Origin of the sequence: Sodaliphilus sp. (genome assembly GCF_045598405.1) — a bacterium.
GTDB lineage: Bacteria > Bacteroidota > Bacteroidia > Bacteroidales > Muribaculaceae > Sodaliphilus > Sodaliphilus limicaballi.
Genome location: NZ_JAZLLZ010000061.1, coordinates 108184 through 129231 on the forward strand (window position 1 = coordinate 108184; position 21048 = coordinate 129231).

General features: G+C 49.2%; 16 protein-coding genes and 1 pseudogene. 9 read left to right on the forward strand and 8 right to left on the reverse strand.

What is annotated here, in order from left to right; all coding sequences use genetic code 11:
* The first annotated feature begins 4 nt into the window (after window positions 1-4).
* Genes ACKI3C_RS05395 through ACKI3C_RS05410 form a run of 4 tightly spaced genes read left to right on the forward strand, consistent with a single transcriptional unit; the run spans window position 5 to window position 3048 of the window.
* Window positions 5-592 carry an RNA polymerase sigma factor gene (locus ACKI3C_RS05395; RefSeq protein WP_407402822.1) on the forward strand — a complete coding sequence of 196 codons (588 nt, stop codon included), beginning with the start codon at window positions 5-7 and terminating at the stop codon, window positions 590-592.
* Between the two features lies 1 nt (window position 593).
* The gene (locus ACKI3C_RS05400) at window positions 594-992 is read left to right on the forward strand and encodes a hypothetical protein (RefSeq protein ID WP_407402824.1); all 399 of its coding nucleotides are present in this window, start codon (window positions 594-596) and stop codon (window positions 990-992) included.
* A gap of 2 nt (window positions 993-994) precedes the next feature.
* Complete coding sequence (locus tag ACKI3C_RS05405) at window positions 995-2386, forward strand: PP2C family protein-serine/threonine phosphatase (protein WP_407402826.1); 1392 nt, start codon at window positions 995-997, stop codon at window positions 2384-2386.
* A 41-nt stretch (window positions 2387-2427) separates the two neighbouring features.
* Entirely contained in the window at window positions 2428-3048 is a 621-nt protein-coding gene (locus ACKI3C_RS05410; protein WP_407402828.1) for a hypothetical protein, read from the forward strand.
* Between the two features lie 173 nt (window positions 3049-3221).
* Here the strand turns inward: ACKI3C_RS05410 and ACKI3C_RS05415 are convergent, their stop codons facing one another.
* On the reverse strand, window positions 3222-3611 hold the full coding sequence (locus tag ACKI3C_RS05415) for an ATP-binding protein (protein ID WP_407402830.1): 390 nt from the start codon (window positions 3609-3611) through the stop codon (window positions 3222-3224).
* A 64-nt stretch (window positions 3612-3675) separates the two neighbouring features.
* Window positions 3676-3942 (reverse strand): annotated as a pseudogene (locus ACKI3C_RS05420) (ATP-binding protein); the annotation flags it as partial.
* 600 nt (window positions 3943-4542) lie between these two features.
* Between ACKI3C_RS05420 and ACKI3C_RS05425 the strand changes: the two are divergent.
* Complete coding sequence (locus tag ACKI3C_RS05425; RefSeq protein WP_407402832.1) at window positions 4543-5238, forward strand: four helix bundle suffix domain-containing protein; 696 nt, start codon at window positions 4543-4545, stop codon at window positions 5236-5238.
* Between the two features lie 75 nt (window positions 5239-5313).
* Here the strand turns inward: ACKI3C_RS05425 and ACKI3C_RS05430 are convergent, their stop codons facing one another.
* The 6 genes from ACKI3C_RS05430 to ACKI3C_RS05455 all read right to left on the reverse strand — a co-directional run bounded on the left by ACKI3C_RS05430 (window position 5314) and on the right by ACKI3C_RS05455 (window position 14620).
* Window positions 5314-6498, reverse strand: coding sequence for a right-handed parallel beta-helix repeat-containing protein (locus ACKI3C_RS05430; protein WP_407402834.1), 1185 nt, complete (start codon window positions 6496-6498; stop codon window positions 5314-5316).
* Window positions 6499-6734: 236 nt separating this feature from the next.
* Window positions 6735-8675, reverse strand: a complete 1941-nt coding sequence (locus ACKI3C_RS05435; RefSeq protein ID WP_407402836.1) for a DUF2207 domain-containing protein — start codon at window positions 8673-8675, stop codon at window positions 6735-6737.
* Window positions 8676-8719: 44 nt separating this feature from the next.
* Entirely contained in the window at window positions 8720-10651 is a 1932-nt protein-coding gene (locus ACKI3C_RS05440) for a DUF2207 domain-containing protein (protein WP_407402838.1), read from the reverse strand.
* A gap of 83 nt (window positions 10652-10734) precedes the next feature.
* On the reverse strand, window positions 10735-12666 hold the full coding sequence (locus tag ACKI3C_RS05445) for a DUF2207 domain-containing protein (protein WP_407402840.1): 1932 nt from the start codon (window positions 12664-12666) through the stop codon (window positions 10735-10737).
* Between the two features lie 25 nt (window positions 12667-12691).
* Entirely contained in the window at window positions 12692-13255 is a 564-nt protein-coding gene (locus ACKI3C_RS05450) for a LemA family protein (RefSeq protein WP_407402842.1), read from the reverse strand.
* Between the two features lie 96 nt (window positions 13256-13351).
* Complete coding sequence (locus ACKI3C_RS05455; RefSeq protein ID WP_407402844.1) at window positions 13352-14620, reverse strand: DUF5103 domain-containing protein; 1269 nt, start codon at window positions 14618-14620, stop codon at window positions 13352-13354.
* Window positions 14621-14690: 70 nt separating this feature from the next.
* On the opposite strand from ACKI3C_RS05455, the gene ACKI3C_RS05460 reads away from it, so the two are divergent.
* The 4 genes from ACKI3C_RS05460 (at window position 14691) to gltA (ending at window position 20936) form a co-directional block, all read left to right on the forward strand.
* On the forward strand, window positions 14691-16451 hold the full coding sequence (locus tag ACKI3C_RS05460) for an ABC transporter ATP-binding protein (protein WP_407402846.1): 1761 nt from the start codon (window positions 14691-14693) through the stop codon (window positions 16449-16451).
* The gene (locus ACKI3C_RS05465) at window positions 16448-18307 is read left to right on the forward strand and encodes an ABC transporter ATP-binding protein (RefSeq protein ID WP_407402848.1); all 1860 of its coding nucleotides are present in this window, start codon (window positions 16448-16450) and stop codon (window positions 18305-18307) included. The genes ACKI3C_RS05460 and ACKI3C_RS05465 overlap by 4 nt, the downstream gene beginning before the upstream one ends.
* Window positions 18308-18612: 305 nt before the next feature.
* The gene (locus ACKI3C_RS05470; RefSeq protein ID WP_407402850.1) at window positions 18613-19392 is read left to right on the forward strand and encodes a sulfide/dihydroorotate dehydrogenase-like FAD/NAD-binding protein; all 780 of its coding nucleotides are present in this window, start codon (window positions 18613-18615) and stop codon (window positions 19390-19392) included.
* A gap of 89 nt (window positions 19393-19481) precedes the next feature.
* On the forward strand, window positions 19482-20936 hold the full coding sequence (gltA, locus tag ACKI3C_RS05475) for an NADPH-dependent glutamate synthase (protein WP_407402852.1): 1455 nt from the start codon (window positions 19482-19484) through the stop codon (window positions 20934-20936).
* Window positions 20937-21048 lie beyond the last annotated feature (112 nt).

Consider the following 21048-nt stretch of genomic DNA (forward strand, 5'->3'; position numbering starts at 1 on the left):
TGTGGTGAAAACAACCGATCATGAAATTGTTGACGCCTTGCTTAGGCGTGACAACATGGTAACACGCGATTTTTTTTATCGAAAGTGCTACCCATTGTTTAAATCCGTGTATGACAACTACCATACTGATTGTTCCTCATGTATGGAATTTATCAGTGAGATATACGTTCATGTTATGTCTCCATCTAAGGAAACTGGGCTATGTAAATTAGAGCAATTTAAATATCAAAGCACTCTATTTACATGGCTTAAAACTGTGTGTTTGTTCTACTGCTATAAAAGATATGAGCGTAAAGGAAAAATGCCGACAGAGCATATTTCTGAAAAATATGACGAGGATGGTGTAAGAATAGATATTCTTCCAGAGTCTATATCCATAGATGAAGATTCTCTAAGCAGAAATGACGTTGAAACAATCTTACGTTTGATGCCTAATAGGAGATATAGTCAACTGATACGTCTGCGCTACCTCGAAAATCATACAAACGAGGAAACAGCGGAGATTATGGGAATGAACATGAATACATTCTATAATAAGCACAAGTTGGCAAAGGAACAATACATGAAAACCCTAAAAAAGGAGGAACAATAGCATGGATAAATATTTCTATCCTTCAGTTTCGGAAGAAACGTTCGCAGCATGGTTGGATGGTACGCTATCAGCCGAAGACGAAAGGCGTTTTCTTAAAATGAGCGCCAATAGTACAGAAATTCAGGAGTTGCTTGATGCAAATGATCAGGTAGGCGAGGGCTTCGAAGGCATGATTGAAAATGGATATGAACTGCCAGAGGAATTTAACACTGATTTCGAACTGCCTGAAATTTACGACGAGTCCGCAGACATAGAGGAATACGAGTATGACGAAGTTGAACCTTATGATGTAAATGACGATGATTGCGAAGATTCTGATGTAAATGACGACGAATTGAGTTGTCATGAAACCTCAGATATAGGTGATAATTATGAACAAGATGATTACGACATAATATAATTATGAGTCATATAACTTATAACAGCAAATGGCACTGCTCGCTTTGTATAGATTCTAGACAAGGTGGACGTGATGAAAATCAAGATAGCTGTGGCTACAAGGAAACACCTTTTGGATTCCTTGTTGTGGTTTGTGATGGTATGGGTGGAGGTCCTGCAGGAGCAAATGCCTCAATTCTTGCCGTCCAATCAATTATCCAAGAAGTTGATAAAGCTGCCCAAGCACAAACTCCAAGTGTGGTATTGAAAAATGCAATTATTGCAACCAACGAACTTCTCAGACGCACTATCAAAGAGCACAGAGAATTGATGGGAATGGGAACAACGTGTGTGGCTGCATTATTTTCAACTAATAAAGTAACCGTAGCACATGTTGGAGATAGCAGACTGTATCAATTCCGTAATGGCAAGCAATTATTTAAGACTGCTGATCATTCCGTTGTTGGCGAAATGGTAAGGAGAGGCGAAATAACAGAAGAGGAGGCAAGAAGAGCTGAAAACTCAAATGTCATAACACGTTCTCTTGGTATATCCGATGTTGTAGATGTTGAGATGGACATCCTGAACATTAAACCCGACGATCTTATCGTCTTGTGTACTGACGGTGTATGGGGCATGATATCTGAAAAGGAATTAACGGATTCTCTTTGTAAGACAGAACAAATTGCCACTCTCCTACCAGGTTTATTAAACAGAATAGAACTCATAGGCAAAAATAAACCCGAAGGAAAATACGACAATCTGTCTTTGGGCATCATTCAAATTAATAAGCAAGAGAAACAAAAGAAAAAGCAAGGTGGTTTATCCTTGTTTAGTCCTGTATTAATTCTTTTACTGCTCTTAAGTATTTGTGTCAACGTTTATTTCTTCATAACAAGAGATAAGGACAAGGATTTATCACCAATCACAACGGAAAAATCTGAAATCAAGAAGGAAACAAATGCTGAAGAAAAATCATCTTCTATTGATGATGAAGCTCAACTGGAGACTCAATTTGCCAAACGCAGAGAGCAAGACTACAAAGACAGCTTAGCTGATATGCAAAGTAAAATCATTGAAAAGGATCTGGACAAAAATGGAAAAGTCTCGCAATCACATATCAGGCTTCTTAACCAGATAACAAGAAATGTGAAATCACTTGATACACCTAAAGGTGGAGATGCTACACAGATTCTGAATAAGAAGAGAATCAAACAACAGCAGATTATAAAGGATTTTAAGAACCTAATGAAAGACTTTGATAATATTAACAGGAATCGCAAAAAATACGATGATCTATCAGCTCGGCTTTCTGGAGATATCATTATTGCAACCCAGAAGGATGGTTCATCAACGAAGGCCGCAAAAAAAGAGATAAATACGATTACAAGCAAACTGAATTCACTGTTGGAATAGAGTTAAATAATTATATCACAATCCATTAATCTTGTATTTTTATGAAAAAAAACATTATCACACTTTTTCTTTTATCACTTATTCTCTCCTCATGCAACAAGAAAGCATTTGAAATGGCCGATACAACATGGCTGACACAGATTTACGCTAACGGCATTAATAATGGAGATAGCATTTATGTGGAAGCAGGGGTGACGCTTGTTTCTTTTAACAAGGATAACATATTTAAACCTGACGGAACTGTTCAACTTATGGGTAAGGGCAATGTTTTCTATCTTATTAATGACGATGAGTTTGGACTTGTGGCAGCAGATGGCAGGAAGGTTCCAGCTGTCATTGAATCATTCAGCAGTTTCAAGGCCTCAGGTACATGGACAGTCGAAGAAGACAATATAATCTTAGAATGGAATACCGACTCTACTGAGGTAACAGGTGATTTAGGCAAATGCATCAACCTGGACGAAGCATCAGCATCTGAGTTTATGTTGAAATATGGAAGTGTTATTGCACAACGTTCTGCTGACAGTCATTCCCAGGTTCTCAATGTTGTGAACGAATGGTTGAAACAACGTTCTAAATTGACTTTCAACGAGAAGGATGAAGAATGGGACACAACCGTTGACGGTCAGGATACACCCGTTCTTTGGCAAATGAAAAAATAAAGAGCAATCTTGGAATTTTTTTGAATCTATTCATACCTTTTTACAGCGACTATCACTTCATGTTGGAGTTGATAGCCGCTGTAATCTTTTGTCGAAAACGGAGGATATCCACCCACCCAAAACGGGGATATCCGTTCACTTTTCTAACTCTTTAGCCTAATGGCGATGCAAAATTAATCATTTTTGGGGGATTCTGTACCTTTTGGGGTGCTTTTTTGACGCAGTGAGGCACCTTTCAGTTCGAAGCGTACACTTGTGTGCACCAAACGGTCGAGGATGGCATCAGCAGCGGTGGTGTTTCCCTTCATCACGTCATACCAGTCGGATACCGGTAACTGGGAGATCATGATGGTGGCTTTCTGACCATGCCAGTCCTCTATGATTTCCATAAAGTCAAGCAGCTGCTGGCCATCGAGCACCTTCATGCCAAAGTCATCCAGTATGAGCAGGTCGGTCTGCGCGAGCTTGGCAAAGAACCGGTGCAGGGTGCTGGAGATTCGTGCAAGGGCGATCTCCTCGAAGAGGCGGTAGACATTGTAGTATGCCACCTTGAGACCGTTCATGCAGGTCTGATGCCCCCAGGGCGGTTCCGAGCCAGCTCTTGCCTGTCCCGGCCGCTCCTGTTATGAGTACTGACACTCCCTTGCGTACATAGTCGCATGTGGCGAGATTGAGCACCTTCTGCTTGTCCACTCCGCGCTTGCTGTCGTAGATAACCTCGCTGATTGAGGCCTGGTAGCGGAAGCGGGCTTTCTTCACAAGACGCGTGTTACGGCTTGTAGTGCGGTTGTCCAACTCGGCCTGTATAAGCAGCTGCAGGCCATCTTTCAGTGAGAGCGAGTCATGCTGATGCGTCTCCTGCATGGTAGTCCAGTAATGCGCCATTCCAGGCATCTTAAGTGTGAGTTTTGAATTAATTTGTAACGGTTATTCTTATAAAAACTGCCGAAAACGGAGCATGTCCACCCACTCGGAACGGTTTAATCCACCCACTTTTGAGTCGAAAATCGGCTTAAAAACGGCTTGAAAAACGGAGCATATCCGTTCAATATCGCCGAAAACGCCGAAAATCGCCCGAAAAAAACGGAGCATTGCCGTTCACCTGTTGCGAGAGTGGTATTCTTGATGCCAGAATCGCACCGAAAACGGAGCATTGCCGTTCAATAGGAAAAACATGAGTCGCTGATGTCCAAAGACTTGCGACCGGAAAACGGAGCATTGCCGTTCACTTTTTCCGTGAAATGTCAGTGCGCGTTCAGAAAACGGAGCATTGCCGTTCACTTTTCTGCTCTTTTTTACGTTATTAAAATCACAATAGTTTAGTGGTGTTATTTTAATAAATGGCACTACCGGCATATCCGGTAATTCCGGCAACTCCGGAACTGCCGGAACTGCCGGAATAGCCGGTGTTATCTTTTTTCTCTAAAAAACACCCATTTATTTTGTATTGTTGAGTATAAATTAGTAAATTTGTTGATTATACAGCATATAGATATGAGTCCTAAAGATATACCACTCAACAGATATAATGACGGCGTTCCCAGTGTTTTGAGAAAGGCTACCGTGTACACCGACTTGCATTTCTACCGCAAGAGCGATGTCTTGGTGCAATTGACCAAAAGCTTCTGCGAGCGTTTTTTGCCACGGTACGGCGACCGCACTGTCGACCAGATGGTGCAAGCAGCACGTTCCATAAAACAGAACATCGTTGAGGGTCTGACAGACGGGCAAACTTCACTCGAAGTTGAAATCAAACTCCTGGGCATCGCCCGCGGTAGCAACCAGGAACTGCTTGAAGATTACATGGACTATCTCAAACAGCACTCCCTCGTTGAATGGGCAACAGGAAACAAAGCGCGCTTTGACAGCCTGCGCACTTTCTGCAAAGAGCACAGCGACGAAAGCGACTACCGTCCATATTACGGACGATGGACCAACGAAGAGATGGCAAATGTTGCTATTTGCTTGTGTCACATGGTAGATAGAGCCATGACTTCTTTTTTAGAGAAACGTGACAGGGAATTTGTAGAACAAGGAGGAATACGCGAGCGAATGACCGCTGCCCGACTTGACCAACGCGGCACACAAAAACAGATTATAGAACACCAACAAGGTGAAATTGCTGCGCTACATGCCCAAATAGCTTCACTAAAACAAGAACTTGAAAACTTAAAATCTAAATTAAAATAACAGCCCGCCCCCCCCAGATATTCCGGGAATTCCGGAAATGCTGGGAAGTGCCGGGCTATGTCCTTAAATAAGATATCACTTCTTGCGCAGGAAGTAGAACGACTTGATCAGTTGATGACCGTCATCAAGTATCTGCACAAAATCCTGTCCTTCAATACGTTTAACACTTACCGAGAGATGGCCCAGGTGGTTTTCGTAAGGCCACTCGTCATTTGTCATATATTCATTCTTGGGCACTGAAACTGCATTGATGGCAAAGACATCCTCCTCGTCGGTCGAGGCAAACACATAGCGGTAATCGTCGGCCTTGGTCACAGTATAGGTCTTTGCCCCATCGGTCCAGATACCCTCCTGAAGTGTGGGCTTCATTGCGTGAGCTGTGGTAAGAGGCTCACCACCTGTTTGGTAAGTGCAGAACACAAGTATTGCGTTACCCTGGGTGTACCAGTCGTAGCGCACAGGTTCGAGAGCACAGTTGCGGAATGCGCAGCTATAGAAATAGTGGTAGTCATCCATGTTAAACAACGGGCCGTCCAACGAGTCAAATACACATCCAGTGAACACTATATCCTTTGTGTTACCGATGTTGATTTGATCAAATTCCATGTTGTTGCGGAAGATGCAGTCGTTGAAGCGCACCTGCTGGCAGCCCCTCACATGCATGGTGTGATAAGTGCAATCGTGAATTACCGAGCGATTAACGGTCACGCGAGTACTTTGATTGAGTACGATGCCTTCGGTGCCACAGCCAAACATATCGCAGTCGTTCATAAGCACGTTGTTACATCCCGAAAATTCTATCACTCCCTTGTCGCAATAACCGCCATTGGTGTGACCCATGATCACGTTTTCCATTGTGATGTCACTGCAGTCAAAGAACTCTATCACGTTCACATAACGGGGCGAGGCAAGCAATGTTGCGGCTTTGCCCTTACCCTTGATTGTCAAGTTGTGACAGTTGCGCACTTGCAAGCCATTGCCATCGGTATTTGAAGCAAAGGTGACATTATTTTCACCACTGGCAAATCCCTCACTCATACCATAATAAGTCTCACCTTCCGCAATTTCTCCCTTGGCTATCATCTCTTCAAGGGCATCGGTGATGTTCAGCGGCTTTGAGGAAGAAATGACAATGGTGCGGTCTGAACCTAATGCCTTGATAAAATCCTTTGCATTCTTAACTGTAATAGTCTTGCCCGCCGACATCGGCAACGATGTAAACAGCAAGGCAAACATTGCAATAACTAATGATTTCTTCATAATTCTTCTTATTTAAGTATTTGACATTTTTTTAACATGATAGTCTCTTGTATGTAACTATAAGCCAATGGGGTGCTCTCGCCGGGAACTCAGGGGAAAACAGAAAGCTGATTGCTCTGATTGGCCTGCAAAATAAAATTATTCTAATTATTTTAATTTCTGAAAAAATTTTAATCTGCGTCATCTGCGAGAGGTTGCCCCATTGTCCCTTGTATTGCCGGCTGTGGTGCAACGCCTTACCAGCTGCCGCCACCGCCGCCGCCACCGCCGCCACCCGAGAACGAACGGCCGCCGCCCGAGTAACCACCACCCGATGAACTATGAGAATAGCCCGAACTTGAACTGGCAATGGACTTCCTGATTGACGCATTGATGCTATCGCTAACGCGAGTGGATATATTATTCATCAACAATGGCATATAGCCGACATTAATAGGCCCAGAACCCACATACCATTCAGGATTCTCCATCTCTATTGATTCAAACAGCTTTACCCACTTGTCGGTAAGGCCGAATACCATTGCATAAGGCAGGACATCATAGAAATACTGCGGGTTCTCGTCAACAAGCATCTTGAGGCGTGGTAACTCGGCGATCTTGATGAAATCGCGCAAGCCGTTAAGCTCGCCCATGACTCGTGCACGATACAGGGTGTCGCCCACAGCATAACGAAGGAAATAAGTCACCAGCGCTGCCACTACCGACCCGCACACAATATACCATGAGGGAATAGCAAGGAAACCGTCGTCCAAGCAATTAACATTCACGCATATAGCAAACAGCAAGCCAAGCGTCCACTTGATAAAACTGAGAATGCTTTTCAATATGCTATACCTTCTATATTCCAAGGATTTCTTTATGCGACGATGTCCCATCCAGAACAGAACACCCACCATCGTCAACAGCTCCATGAAGAAGAACGTTGCTGAGAAGCCGCAGGTCAGGTTGCATGTTGAAGCAGCACCCAGCATGCACAGCAGCATGAGTATCCATGACCAAATTGCCTTGTCATTCTTGAAAAGAAGTTCTCGCTCGCCAGTGAAGATGTTTTCAATCTGCCTTCTCAAATTATAACTTTCGTTGAACGTCAACGACAGCGACTTGAGCCTTACCGTTTCTTTTTTGCCGAACAATGCTTTCATGAACGTTTTTTGATATTCAGGAGCATCTTCGGGCAGGTCCTTCGCCTTGACAAGCGTGAGGTCGTCCTTTATCTTCGCACCATTTTCATCGGTATTCTCAACGATATGTATATACCCCTTGCTAGCCATCCACGGCACAAGCGATGCCAGGTCATCGTAACCTGTTTCATTGTCGATAACAGTGCCCACCTCGGCACTGCTCATGCCCTTTGGGGGATAGAACGACAAGACACGTATGGAGGTGTGATTTTTCACTAAAACCAGCCTAGCCACGGTAACTATGGCAAACATGGCTGCAAGACCTGCAAAGATGTAAAAAAGGGTCAGGTCCTTGGGCTGTATCTCCCAATAGCCCTGAGGCAGTTGCGACGATATCGTCACAGCATGGTTAGCAGGCAAGTTGAGGGCACGGCCACAGATAGAGTTATCCTCTTGTCTGTAATACACATACACGCTGTCGGCATTACTGGTAGTGCCCAGCTCGCCGCTATAGGTGTTGAGCGACTGCTCAATGCTTGCAGGGAGAGTTTTCTCAAATTCCACATGGAACAGCAAGGTATCCACGGGCGTGTTCCACCCGTTGCCCCAAATAGTATGGCACAGGAAATCCTCGCCTTCATAGCGGTCGTCAAAGTACCTTATCTTATACTTAATAACGTACTTTTGCTCCCCCATGACACGCTTGTCGCCCGAACCTATCTTGAAAATGGTGTTCTTGGCATCTCCCGAATCCTCCTCTGTCGTGAATTCATAGCCATACACATTGCAATCATAGATGTAGTTAGTGTACTCGTAGGGCACCATCTTGCCGCTGGCATCAGGAAACGAGTATATGAACTTTGACGGCACATACTTGTATATACCATGACGCGGCTCCAGGAAGTTTACCGTGAGCACTTCGGTTATGTCCCACACGTTATCCTTGCTCACATGAGCCTTGATAAAGGCATTTTCAAGCACAAATCCGCCATCATCGGCTATAGCCCCCACTGCTGTGAGAACCGCCAACACGAAATATGTGATAAGTCTCTTCATCTTTTAATCCATTATAATTTGCCGGTTCACGACAAGCAAGCGGTTTACCAGCTGCCGCCACCGCCGCCGCCACCGCCGCCACCCGAGAACGAGTGACCGCCGCCCGAGAACAGACCGCCAACCCAAGACCACGAACCGCCCGATGAGGTGGCGCTTTCCACAGCACCCTTTATCGAGCTGTCAAAGTTAGTGGTCATGTTGCTGAGCACTGTTTGAGGCACCATTTGGTTGGTCCTTATCGACTTGCCGACATACCAGTCGGGAGCCTTGACAGCGATGTGTTCAAATTGAGCCACCCACTTGTCGCTCAGGCCGAACACGATAGCATAAGGCAATATCTCGTAGAAATAATGCGGGTTCTCGTCAACGAGCATCTTGAGGCGTGACGCCTCGGCAGTCTCAATAAAGTTGCGCAAGCCCAGGAGCTCACCCATGAGCTGGTCGCGGTAGGGGGTGCTTTTCACACACAGGTGAGTGAAGTAGCTCACTATTGCCGTCAATACCAGCGCCACAGCGATAATCAATGGGTTAACCGACAGCAGACCCTTGTTGATCATGAAAATGTTAAAGCCTGTAACAGCAACGATGATTGCACCCCACATGAGCATGTTTTTGCGTTTGCGTTTGGCTGGCCACAACTTGTAACCTACACCGGCTTTGCGCCGTCTTCGTCCCATGACGTACATTGCCACGCCGCTCGTGAACAGCGTGTAACCCAGGAAATGCTGGTCAAAGTTGCCTGTGAAACTTGCACAGCACACAGCCCATGCGATGAAGAACACCAGTATGCGCCACAGCCACACCATCAGCGTATTGGTGTTTGTGAGGGCACGCTGTCCTGCATACTCCCGGTTGATGCTGTCCTTTACCTTATTTATTGCATGTGCGCGGTTGCCCAGTTCGTCAAGGCGTATGGTATTCTCGCCTTTTTTCTTGAACAACGCTTCAAGGAACTGCTGCATGTACTGGGGTTCGTCGGGGTGCAACGGAGAGTTGAGGGTTAACTCCAGCACAGGCTTGGAGTTCCCGTTATCGCGCAACTCCCTTATCTTCAAGTATCCCTTGTGCGCCATCCACGGGATGAGCGATGCCAGGTCGCAGTTGTCCACGCTGTCGTCAATCACTTTGCCCACCTCGGCACTACTCATGCCGGCAGGCGGGTGGAACGATACCACACGGGTGATTTTGCTGCGATTCTTGAGGAAGCTGATTATTAGCACTAGTGCCATCATGCCCGAAATCGCTAGCAATGAGTAAAACGGTGTGTTGTTCTTTTCGGGGACTTCCCAGTAACCCTCGGGCATACGGGCCGACAGAGTGATGGCATGGTTTGCCGGCAGGTTGAAAACGGAGCCGTATATCTTGTTCTCTTCCTCATTTATGCTTATATACACGCTATCGGCATTGGCCTTGCTGCCCAGAGCGCCACTATAAACGTTTAGTTCCTTGGTAAATCCCGCAGGAAAGCCTTTCTCCATAGCGACGCAGAAGTACAAGCTATCCACCTGCGTGTTCCAGCCCTGTCCCCACAAGGTGTGGCACAGGAAATCCTCGCCTTTATAGCGGTCGTCGAGATAACGCATCCTGTAGTCTATGGTGTATTTCACATCGCCCATCAAAGTAAGGTCTTCCTTACCTATGATGATTATCTTGTTAAATGCGGGGGTATCATCATCCTCCACCTTGAAGGTGCGACCATCTACATCAATACTATCTACCACGGTGCGGTACTTGTATTCCTCTAACTTGCCGTCGGCACCAGGAAATCCGTAGGAGAATGCCGTGGGGATATACTTGTAGATGCCGTGACGCGGGTCGCTGAAGTTTACATACAGGTACTCTGTGATTTCCCACGAATTATCCTCGTGAACCACAGCGTCTATGATGGCTTTGGGAACCGTATATCCTCCCCTATCGCCCCTGGCAATGCCGGCAGCGGCCACGATTATGAGTAAGGATAAAATATATTTTTTCATACAAATAATGTAGTTGTTATATATTGTCATTTCAAGACAAATCTCACACGGTGTAATTACTGTGTGAGATTTGGTTAAGGCGTTTACCAGCTGCCGCCACCGCCGCCGCCACCGCCGCCGCCCGAGAACGAGCTGCCGCCGCCCGAGTAACCTCCCGACGACGATGATGAGGTGGGATCAACACTAGCTTCGGCTACAGCGCTCTTGATTGACTCGGCGACTGTTGTCGAGATCGTGTGAGACAGAAGCGATGATGCCATGTAGGCACTACCCACCGTTGACGGGTGATACCAGTCGGGGTTATCCAGTTCTATGTCTTTGAACAAGTCAGCCCACTTGTCGCTCAAGCCGAACACTATTGCGTAAGGCAACACCTCGTAGAAGTAACCGGGGTTCTCGTCAACAAGCATCTTGAGCCTTGGCATCTCGGCGTTCTTGATAAATTCACGCAACCCAAGGAGCTCGCCCATAATTTTAAGGCGGTATTCCGAGTCATAGACGCATCGGTCGGCAAGATAGCTCAACAGCGACAACATCACACATCCGGCATGCAGATACACGGCAGGGACACACACATCAAAATCGTCATAGACAAACAGATGTATTGCAAGGCCGACTAGCATTATCACTGCACACCCTATGGCCTCCAGTATCTTGGAACCAGTAGAACGTATATTGCGCTTTGGTGCTGTGATCTGTCGTATCATGCCTATGAGGAACGCGGCACCCAGGCTCGAACAGCAAGCCAGAATGGCAAGACCAGAATCAAACCAATCGGTGATGCTGGCTGTCCAGTACATTCCCAGTGCCGAAATAAGCATGAGGAACCAGAAGCCAGTAGCCCAGCCAAAGTCGGTGAGCTGTTGCTTGCCAGTGTAGATGGCGTCGAGCGCACTTGTCGCTACTTTCATCTCGGCATGACGGTCGCCCAGTTGGCTCAGTATCACGCTGTTCTTGTTACCAAACAAGGCCTGCATGAAATAAACCTGATATTTGGGAGCGTCGGGAGTGAGGGGAAGCTTCTTCGTGAGTTTCAGGTCGGCGTGCTTCCCTCCTCTACCCTTGCTATCGGGAATCTCTTCGATAATGATATTTCCGCGATGGGCTAGCCACGGCACTAGCGATGCAAGATCTTCGGGGTCAGTCGAGTCGTCGATGATTTTTCCTACCTCGGCGCTGCTGATGCCGTTGGGTGGATAGAAAGAAACCACAGGTATGGGGTCACGGCGGCGATGGCTGAACAGATTATACACATACACCACAGCGCACAGCACGGTGACAAACACGAAGAAATAAAACAACATCATGTTCTTGCTCTCGGGCTCCCAAAATCCTTCGGGCAACTTTGCCGAGATGGTTATGGCACTATTAGCCTGCATGTTAGCAACATGTCCTTTAATGGTGTGACTCGCCTTGTCATAGGTCATTTCCACACCGGCGGCATTAGTGGTGCTGCCGCGGGGGCCGCTGTATAAGTGAAGGCCATTCGCTGCCTCGTCGGGGAGCGGCATGTCAAACTGGATGTTGAAATCCATCTCCTCGACTTCGGTGTTCCAGCCATAGCCCCAAATGGTGTGACACAGGAAATCCTCGCCGTCAAACCTGTCGTCCTGGTACTGGACCTGATAGTAGATGTTATATACCTGCTTGCCTTCAACGCAATAATCACCACTGCCTATCCTGATGATGGTGTTCTCGGCATCGGTGTCATCGCCTTCAACCTCGTAGTCATAACCATCAACGCTTATCCCGCGGATAATGTTCTTGTAAACCTTCTCCTCGACCGACCCGTCAGGGTTTGTGAAACCATAGAAGAAGCGTGACGGGATATACTTGTAGATGCCGTGACGTGGCTCTGAAAAGTCAACCTCGAGCGTCTCGGTCACGTCCCACGTGCTGTTCTCGTGCACTACGGCATTGATAGTGACATGCTTGAGGGTATAACCTCCCCTATCGGCACGTGCCCACGAAATCGTGAGCACGCCGAGTAATATGAATGTAAGTAATCGCTTCATGACGGAGCAACCTATCATTTTGGATTTACACACCGAATGCCGATGCCAAATCTACATTCTTGCGCTCTGAAGCATCATCAACCTGGAAGTAAGGCACCTTCTCGAAGCCGAACATGTTGGCAACGATGTTGGTGGGCACGGTCTGCACGCGGTTGTTCTGCTGGCGAGCGGTGCCGTTGTAGTAACGGCGGCTCTTCTCGATGTCGCCCTCAATCTCCACGAGTTGCTCTTGCAGGTGGAGGAAGTTGGTGTTGGCCTTGAGTTCAGGATATGCCTCGCAACGCACCATCAGGTTGCGGATTCCGGTGCTGATCTCTTTCTCCTGCTCGATGCGCTCTGCCATAGGAGCGCTCTCGTTACGGGCCATGATCACCTTCTCCAGAGTCTCGGCCTCGTGCTTGGCATACGCCTTGACGGTTGCAACGAGGTTTGGAATCATGTCGTGACGCTTCTTCAAGTAAACGTCCATTGTAGAGAATGCCTCCTCTACGTCGTTACGACCTCTTACCAAGCCGTTATACATACCCATTACTCCTAAACCAAGCAATAAAATGCCTACTACCACGATAATGGTAACTATAATTCCCATTCCCATTTTAATTCAATTTTTAATTAATTTATAATTTGTTGTTATTTGTCAATTTACAAAGTGAGTATTTTTTCTCTATACTTGCAATTTTCGTGCCTATTTTCCAGAATATGCCACACCGAAGCCCACGAGATGATCGTAACGGTCGCCCATGGGGCGGTCATACACCCTTATTGCATAGCGATTTATGGTCTGGAACTTGTCGCCTTCGATTTTGGCGGTTTGTCCTTTCTGCGTGCCATCGGGCACCCACAGGTACTGGTAGTTATAGGCCCCTTGTTTGAGCAGCAGGTCGTTAAGGTAACAGCCTGTCGCTGCGTCATATCTCATCTTTACCGCGTTCAGCGGCAAGCCCTGGGTGAACTCTCCGTCCAGTATTATCGAGCCACCGGTAAGCGGACCACCGGTGTCGAGAGTGAAGTGGGTCACCACATAGTCGGCCTCGCGGTTGCTGTCGTCGCACTCGCTGTTGCGCACGGTGAAATGGCCATGCTGGGTCTGGTCATACAGATACATGTCGGTGGCACGAGGCTCGTCGGTGCGCAGCGTCGCATGGTAGTACGGCTCAAAGTAGCGTATGCTGGACACTCCCATGTTGATTGTGTTGGTGTTCACCATCTCCATGCGGCGGTACTCGTTGCCGGCATTGAAGATGAGAAGCGGATTGTGGTCGTAGGTCATCTTGCCCATCTCCACCATCAAGGGACGCGTGATCACTCTCTCGTCGTCGGTGCGCGTGTTCTGCGACACCACCAGCGTCAGCTCGTTGTAGGGGTCGCTTATGTTCTCTCGCTTGTAGCCCAGTTCCACTGCCAACTGCTGGTGCGCGTCGTTATAGTCTATGTCGGTGTTAGTCGACACCTCTGCCATCACGTCCACCAAGTGCTCGCACATCGAGAAGCGGCTCTGGAACAGCACCTTGTCGGGGTCGTCTTGCTCAAACACTTCTAGCAGGTAGTTGCCGCTCTTGGTTATCACGAAGTCCTCGTTGGGCAATTCAAACGAGTAGTGGCAATACTGCACAAACGTGGCTTGGCTATGGCCGTAGTCGGTGATGTCGCCATAGTTGAAACCATCCACATACTCGCTCTCCACCAGTGCCGACGGCTGCCAGTCGGCATTGCAGTGGGTCACGCGATAACGCAGGTAGTGCTCGTCGTAGTCGAAGTAGTCAAATCCCACTGCTATCCTGTCGCCTGTGCCCATCACTATCACGGGAGGCATATAGGCATTGCTCGTTGGTGCCACTTTCAGGCTGTGCACATTGGAGTCTATTATTTTCACACGAGTGTCGCGTTGCTGTGCACACATCATAATTGTCACAAACAAGCAAACAGCCGTCAGTGCATATCTGTTATTCTTCATTCCTTTTTTCTATCAGTTATGTGGCAAAGATAATAAAAAATCGTAAATTTGCATATTAAAATATGTTATTATGTTTAAAACTCTATACCAACACATAGGCAAATACAAGACCGCGGCGCTTCTGGCACCCGTTTTTGTGCTTCTCGAGGTGGGGCTCGATGTGCTCATCCCCTACGTCACTTCGCTGCTCATCGACCATGGCATAACCGTGGGTAATCTTGAGAATGTTTACACTTATGGCGCCATTATGTTAGGCATGGCTTTGATGAGTCTTTTCCTTGGGATTCAGGCAGGACGGTTCTCTGCTTTTGCGTCAACAGGGTTTGCATGCAACCTGCGCCGGGCCATGTACCGCAACATTCAGCGATTTGCTTTCAGCGACATTGACCAGTACAGCACGGGCGGGCTGGTAACGCGCATGACCACCGATGTCAACAACTTGCAGAATGCCTTCCAGATGCTCATGCGCATCTCGGTGCGTGCACCGCTGTCGATGGTTTCTAGCATCGGCATGTGCCTGTTCATCAGCGGGCGAATGAGCCTTATTTTTGTCGTGGCTGCACTGTTTCTATCGTTGGTCCTCGTCTTGATCATCAGGTCTGTTGCCAGGGTGTTTGCCAAGGTGCTCAAGCAGTATGACGCGCTCAACACGGTCGTGCAGGAAAACGTGACTGCGGTGAGGGTGGTCAAGGCTTTTGTGCGCGAAGAACACGAAAACAAGAAATTCATCGACGCCGCTTCACTGTTGCGCAAGCTCTATGTGCGGGCCGAGGGACTCATGGCGCTAAACAGCCCCGTGATGAATTTGGTGGTTTACAGTTGCATCATAGCCCTGTCTTGGTTTGGTGCCAAACTTGTCGTCTCCGGACAATTAACCACAGGGCAGCTCACTTCTATGTTTACCTACATCATGAGCATCTTCATGTCGCTCATGATGTTCAGCATGGTGTTCGTCCAACTCACCATGAGCGCAGCCAGCGGTCGCCGCGTGGTGGAAGTCATCAATGAAGTGCCCGACATCACTAATCCCGAAAACGCCGACTCCGACATTCCCGACGGACGCATCGACTTCAACAACGTGAGTTTTGCCTACAAGGGCGGTAGCGGAGAGTATGCCCTGCATGCCATTGACCTGCACATCGATAGCGGGCAGACCATAGGAATAATTGGCGGCACTGGCAGCGGTAAGTCCAGCCTAATCAACCTGATAAGCCGTCTCTACGACGTGTCGCGTGGCAGCGTCATGGTGGGAGGTAAAGACGTGCGTTCTCTTGATCTCACCGCTCTGCGTGCCAGCGTGTCAGTAGTGCTGCAAAAGAACGTGCTGTTCTCTGGAACCATACTGGAGAACTTGCGCTGGGGCAACCCCGAGGCATCACGCGAAGAGTGTGAGCAAGCGTGTCGCATTGCGTGCGCTCACGAGTTCATTGCACAAATGCCGCACGGCTACGACACTCGCATCGAGCAAGGCGGAACCAATGTGTCAGGTGGGCAGCGACAGCGCCTATGCATCGCCAGGGCGCTGCTCAAGAAACCCAAGGTGCTGGTGCTCGACGACTCCACCAGTGCTTGCGACAACGACACCGACCGCCTCATTCGCTCGGCTCTGGCACAACAACTTAATAACGTGACCAAGATTATCATCAGCCAGCGCATCAGCAGCATCAAGGATTGCGACCGCATCCTTGTGCTCAACAACGGACGCATGCACGGCTGGGGCACACACAAGGATCTGCTCAATGGCAATAATCTCTACAAAGAAATCTACTCGCTCCAGAACGACGACTCGGGCGACTTCGACGACAGCACAAGAAAGGAGGGCATGGCATGAACAACAGACGCAACACTTTGATGCGGCTCACACGCATGGTTCTGTCGGAGTACAGGTTCTCTTGCCTTGCCGTCGTGGTGTGCATTGTGGTCACCTCGGTCACCACGCTTGCATCCACACTATTCACTCGCACTCTCATCGACGACTTCATCGTGCCACTGACACAGATCGACAACCCGCAGTTCGACTCGCTGGCACGCACGCTTTTCACGCTGGCCCTCATGCTTGCACTGGGCGTCGTCTGCTCTTATGCCCACAGCCGCCTCATGATCAACGTGTGCCAGGGCACCATGTACAAGCTGCGCACCCGCATGTTCTGGCGCATGCAGTCTCTGCCTGTGTCGTTCTTTGACACGCACAAGCATGGCGACATCATGTCTAGATATACCAACGACGTTGACACTCTTCGACAAATGATTAGCCAGAGCTTGCCACAGACGCTCAATTCCGTGATAACGCTCTCTGTGACCTTTGCCAGCATGATTGTGCTCAATGTGCCCCTCAGCATGGTGGCATTGCTCATGGCTCTGCTCATGGCTGCTGCCACCACTTTCCTGGGCAAGCGCTCGCGCAAGCACTTCAAGGTGCAGCAAGGCAAACTGGCCGAGGCCAACGCTTTTATCGAGGAAATGGTGAGCGGACAGAAGGTCGTGAAGGTATTCTGCCACGAAGACGAAGCCATCGAGGAATTTGAGCAAATCAACGAGCAACTGCGCGACAGCACATATAACGCCAATCGCATTGCAAACATCGTCATGCCCGTCAACGGCAACCTGGGGCAGTTGAGTTATGTGCTCATCGGCGTCGTGGGCGCTACGCTCGTGCTCAGCGCTCACGTTGACCTCTCGCTGGGCACTCTTGTGGCTTTCCTCACTCTCAACAAGAGTTTCTCGCGTCCCATTGCCAACCTCAGCCAGCAAGTCAACAGCGTGCTCAATGCTGCCGTGGGGGCCGAGCGTGTTTTCGAACTCCTTGACGAAAAGCAGGAGGAAGACAACGGCACCGTCACTCTCGTCAATGCCGCCGAGAATGCCGCGGGCAGGCTCCTGCCCATGATCATTCGCACCGGCACTTGGGCGTGGAGGCAACAGGACGACAAGGGCGGAAAACCTCGTTTCACACGGGTTGACGGTGCTCTGGTTTTCAAGAACGTGGACTTTGGCTACACCCCGCACAAACTGGTGCTGAGCGACATCAACCTTGTAGCGCTCCCCGACCAGAAAATTGCTTTCGTGGGTGGAACTGGCGCTGGCAAGACGACTATCACTAACCTCATCAACCGCTTCTACGACCTGCATTCTGGTTCCATCACCATCGACGGCATCGACATCTCCACAATCAACAAGAAACAACTACGCCGAGCACTAGGCATGGTGCTGCAAGACACTCACCTGTTTACTGGCTCCGTGCTTGACAACATTCGATACGGACGTCTCGACGCCACCGACCAAGATTGCATAGAAGCAGCAAAATTGGCAAATGCCGACAACTTCATCAGGCGATTGAGCGACGGATACCACACCATTCTCACCGACAATGGCAGCAACTTGAGCCAGGGCGAACGACAGCTGCTAGCCATCGCGAGAGCTGCTGTGGCCGACCTGCCCATTCTCATACTCGACGAGGCAACATCTTCAATCGATACACGCACCGAGAAGTTGGTGCAGCAAGGACTCGACTCGCTCATGAAAGGACGCACGACTTTTGTCATAGCACACAGGCTGTCCACGGTGCGTAATGCTGACTGCATCGTCGTGCTCGACCACGGACGCATCATCGAGACTGGCACTCACGACGAGCTGTTGGCTCTGCAAGGAAAGTATTACCAGCTCTACACCGGGCATGATATTGCCTAGCTGGGTTCTATTAATTATGTCGAGGCGATTTTGAGAGATGTTTTGAGCAGGTTTTGATAACGACAAAGTCGTTACACTGCATCGTAACCGATGGTCGAGACCGTCGGAGATACCAAAACAGACTCAAAAGCGACCGAAATAATTAAGAACTTTATCCCAGAATTAATAGAACCCTCCTTAACAAATGGCCACAAACCCGGCAACACCAAAAAAAAGCGAGAAAAAACTCGCTTTTTTCTTTGCCCCGATTATTTATAATTACTAACTTTGCAACATAGAAATAAATCTTATAAACTATATAGACTATGAACAAGATTGTTGCCAAAGAACAATTCTCGGCCAACGTGACCAAACTGGTAGTAGAAGCACCTCTCATTGCCAAGGCACGCCGCGCAGGCCACTTTGTCATTGTTCGCTGCGGTGAAGACGGCGAACGCATTCCTCTCACCATTGCCGACAGCGACCCCGTTGCCGGTACAATCACCCTTGTTATACAAGCCGTGGGCGAGTCAACCCGCAAGATCACTTCGCTCAATCCCGGCGACGAGCTGCACGACGTTGTAGGCCCCCTGGGGCAAGCCACCAAGATTGACAACTACGGCACCGTGCTGTGTTGCGGCGGCGGTGTGGGCGTTGCTCCTCTGCTCCCCATCATACGCGCAATGAAAGAAGCCGGCAACCGCGTTGTCAGCGTGCTTGCAGGACGCAGCAAGGACCTCATCATCCTCGAGGACGAAGTGCGCGCATCTAGCGACGACGTTATCATCATGACCGACGACGGAAGCTACGGCAAGCAAGGACTTGTCACCGCTGGAGTCGAAGAAGTTATACAACGCGAGAAGGTGGACCGCTGCATCACCATCGGCCCTCCCATCATGATGAAATTCGTTTCTCTGCTCACCAAGAAATATGAAGTGCCCACCGAGGCTTCGCTCAACGCCATCATGGTCGACGGCACAGGAATGTGCGGCGCTTGCCGCGTCACCGTGGGCGGAAAGCCACGCTTCGTGTGCGTGGAGGGACCCGAGTTCGATGCTCACCAGATCGACTTCGACGAACTCATGATGCGCCTCAAAAGCTATTAAAACCACCACCCTATATATATAGCCTATGTAGCCCATCTGGCCTATGTAGCCTATATAACCCATAAAAACTTATAAAAAAGAACATCACTATGAACGATATAAACGAAGCTCGCAATGAGCAATGGCGCATCGACTTGCGCGCCACCATGTCGCCCAAAGAGCGCACTGCCATTGAGCGCGTGGAAATGCCACAACTCGACCCCGCTTACCGCATCACTTGCAACGAGGAAGTGAACCAGGGCATCAGCAAGGAACAAGCCATGCGCGAGGCACAGCGATGCCTCGACTGCAACAACCCGCAGTGTGTCACCGGATGCCCCGTCAACATCAACATACCAGGCTTCATCAAGAACATCGAGCGCGGTAACTTCGAGGAAGCAGCCGCTACAATCAAGCAGACAAGCTCTCTTCCCGCCGTGTGCGGACGCGTGTGCCCGCAAGAGAAACAGTGCGAGAGCAAGTGCATACACCTCAAAATGAAACACCAGGCCGTTGCAATCGGCTACCTGGAGCGTTTCACCGCCGACTGGCTACGCACCGAGGGCAATGCACAGGCAACACCGCAGGTCGAGAAAAACGGCATCAAAGTCGCTGTTATCGGCAGCGGACCGTCAGGACTCTCATTTGCAGGCGACATGGCAAAGCGTGGATATGACGTCACCGTGTTTGAGGCCCTGCACGAGATAGGCGGAGTGCTCAAGTATGGCATCCCCGAGTTCCGCTTGCCCAACGACATCGTGGACTTCGAGATCGACGGTCTGCGCAAGCTGGGAGTGAAGTTTGAGAAAAACGTGCTTGTGGGACGCACCCTCACCTACGACGACCTGCACGAGATGGGATTCAAAGGCGTATTCGTGGGCTCAGGAGCAGGATTCCCTCGCTTCATGAACATACCGGGCGAGCAGCTCAACGGCGTCATGTCGTCCAACGAATACCTCACCCGCATCAACCTCATGAAAGCAGGACGCGGAGGCGACACACCAGTGCTCAAAGGCAAGACCATCGCCGTTGTCGGTGGAGGTAACACCGCTATGGACTCCACACGCACAGCACTGCGCATGGGAGCAGAGCGAGTGGTACTCGTTTACCGCCGCGGTGAAGACGAAATGCCCGCACGCCGCGAGGAAATCGGACACGCCAAGGAAGAAGGAGTCGAGTTCATGACATTGCACAACCCCATCGAGTATCTGGGCGACGACAAGGGACGTGTCACCACAATGCGCGTCCAGCGCATGGAACTGGGCGAACCCGACGCTTCAGGACGTCGTTCTCCAGTCCCCGTTGAAGGAGCAATCGAAGACATCCCCGTTGACGTAGTGATAGTTGCCGTGGGCGTATCGCCCAACCAGCTCGTTCCTCGTTCAATCGACGGACTCGAAGTGAGCAAGCGCAACACCATCGTGGTCAACGAAGAGACCATGCAGTCAAGCGTGAGCGACCTCTACGCCGGTGGCGACATCGTGCGAGGCGGAGCCACAGTCATCCTAGCCATGGGCGACGGCCGCCGCGCCGCCCTCAACATGCACGAGCAACTCAGCAAATAACAAACCCAACAACATCTACAGGCGTGTGTGTCTAGTCACAAAAAGACACACACGCCTCAATTTTATACCCTAATAATATGATTTTTCAAGCCCGATTTCATGGCATGATTTT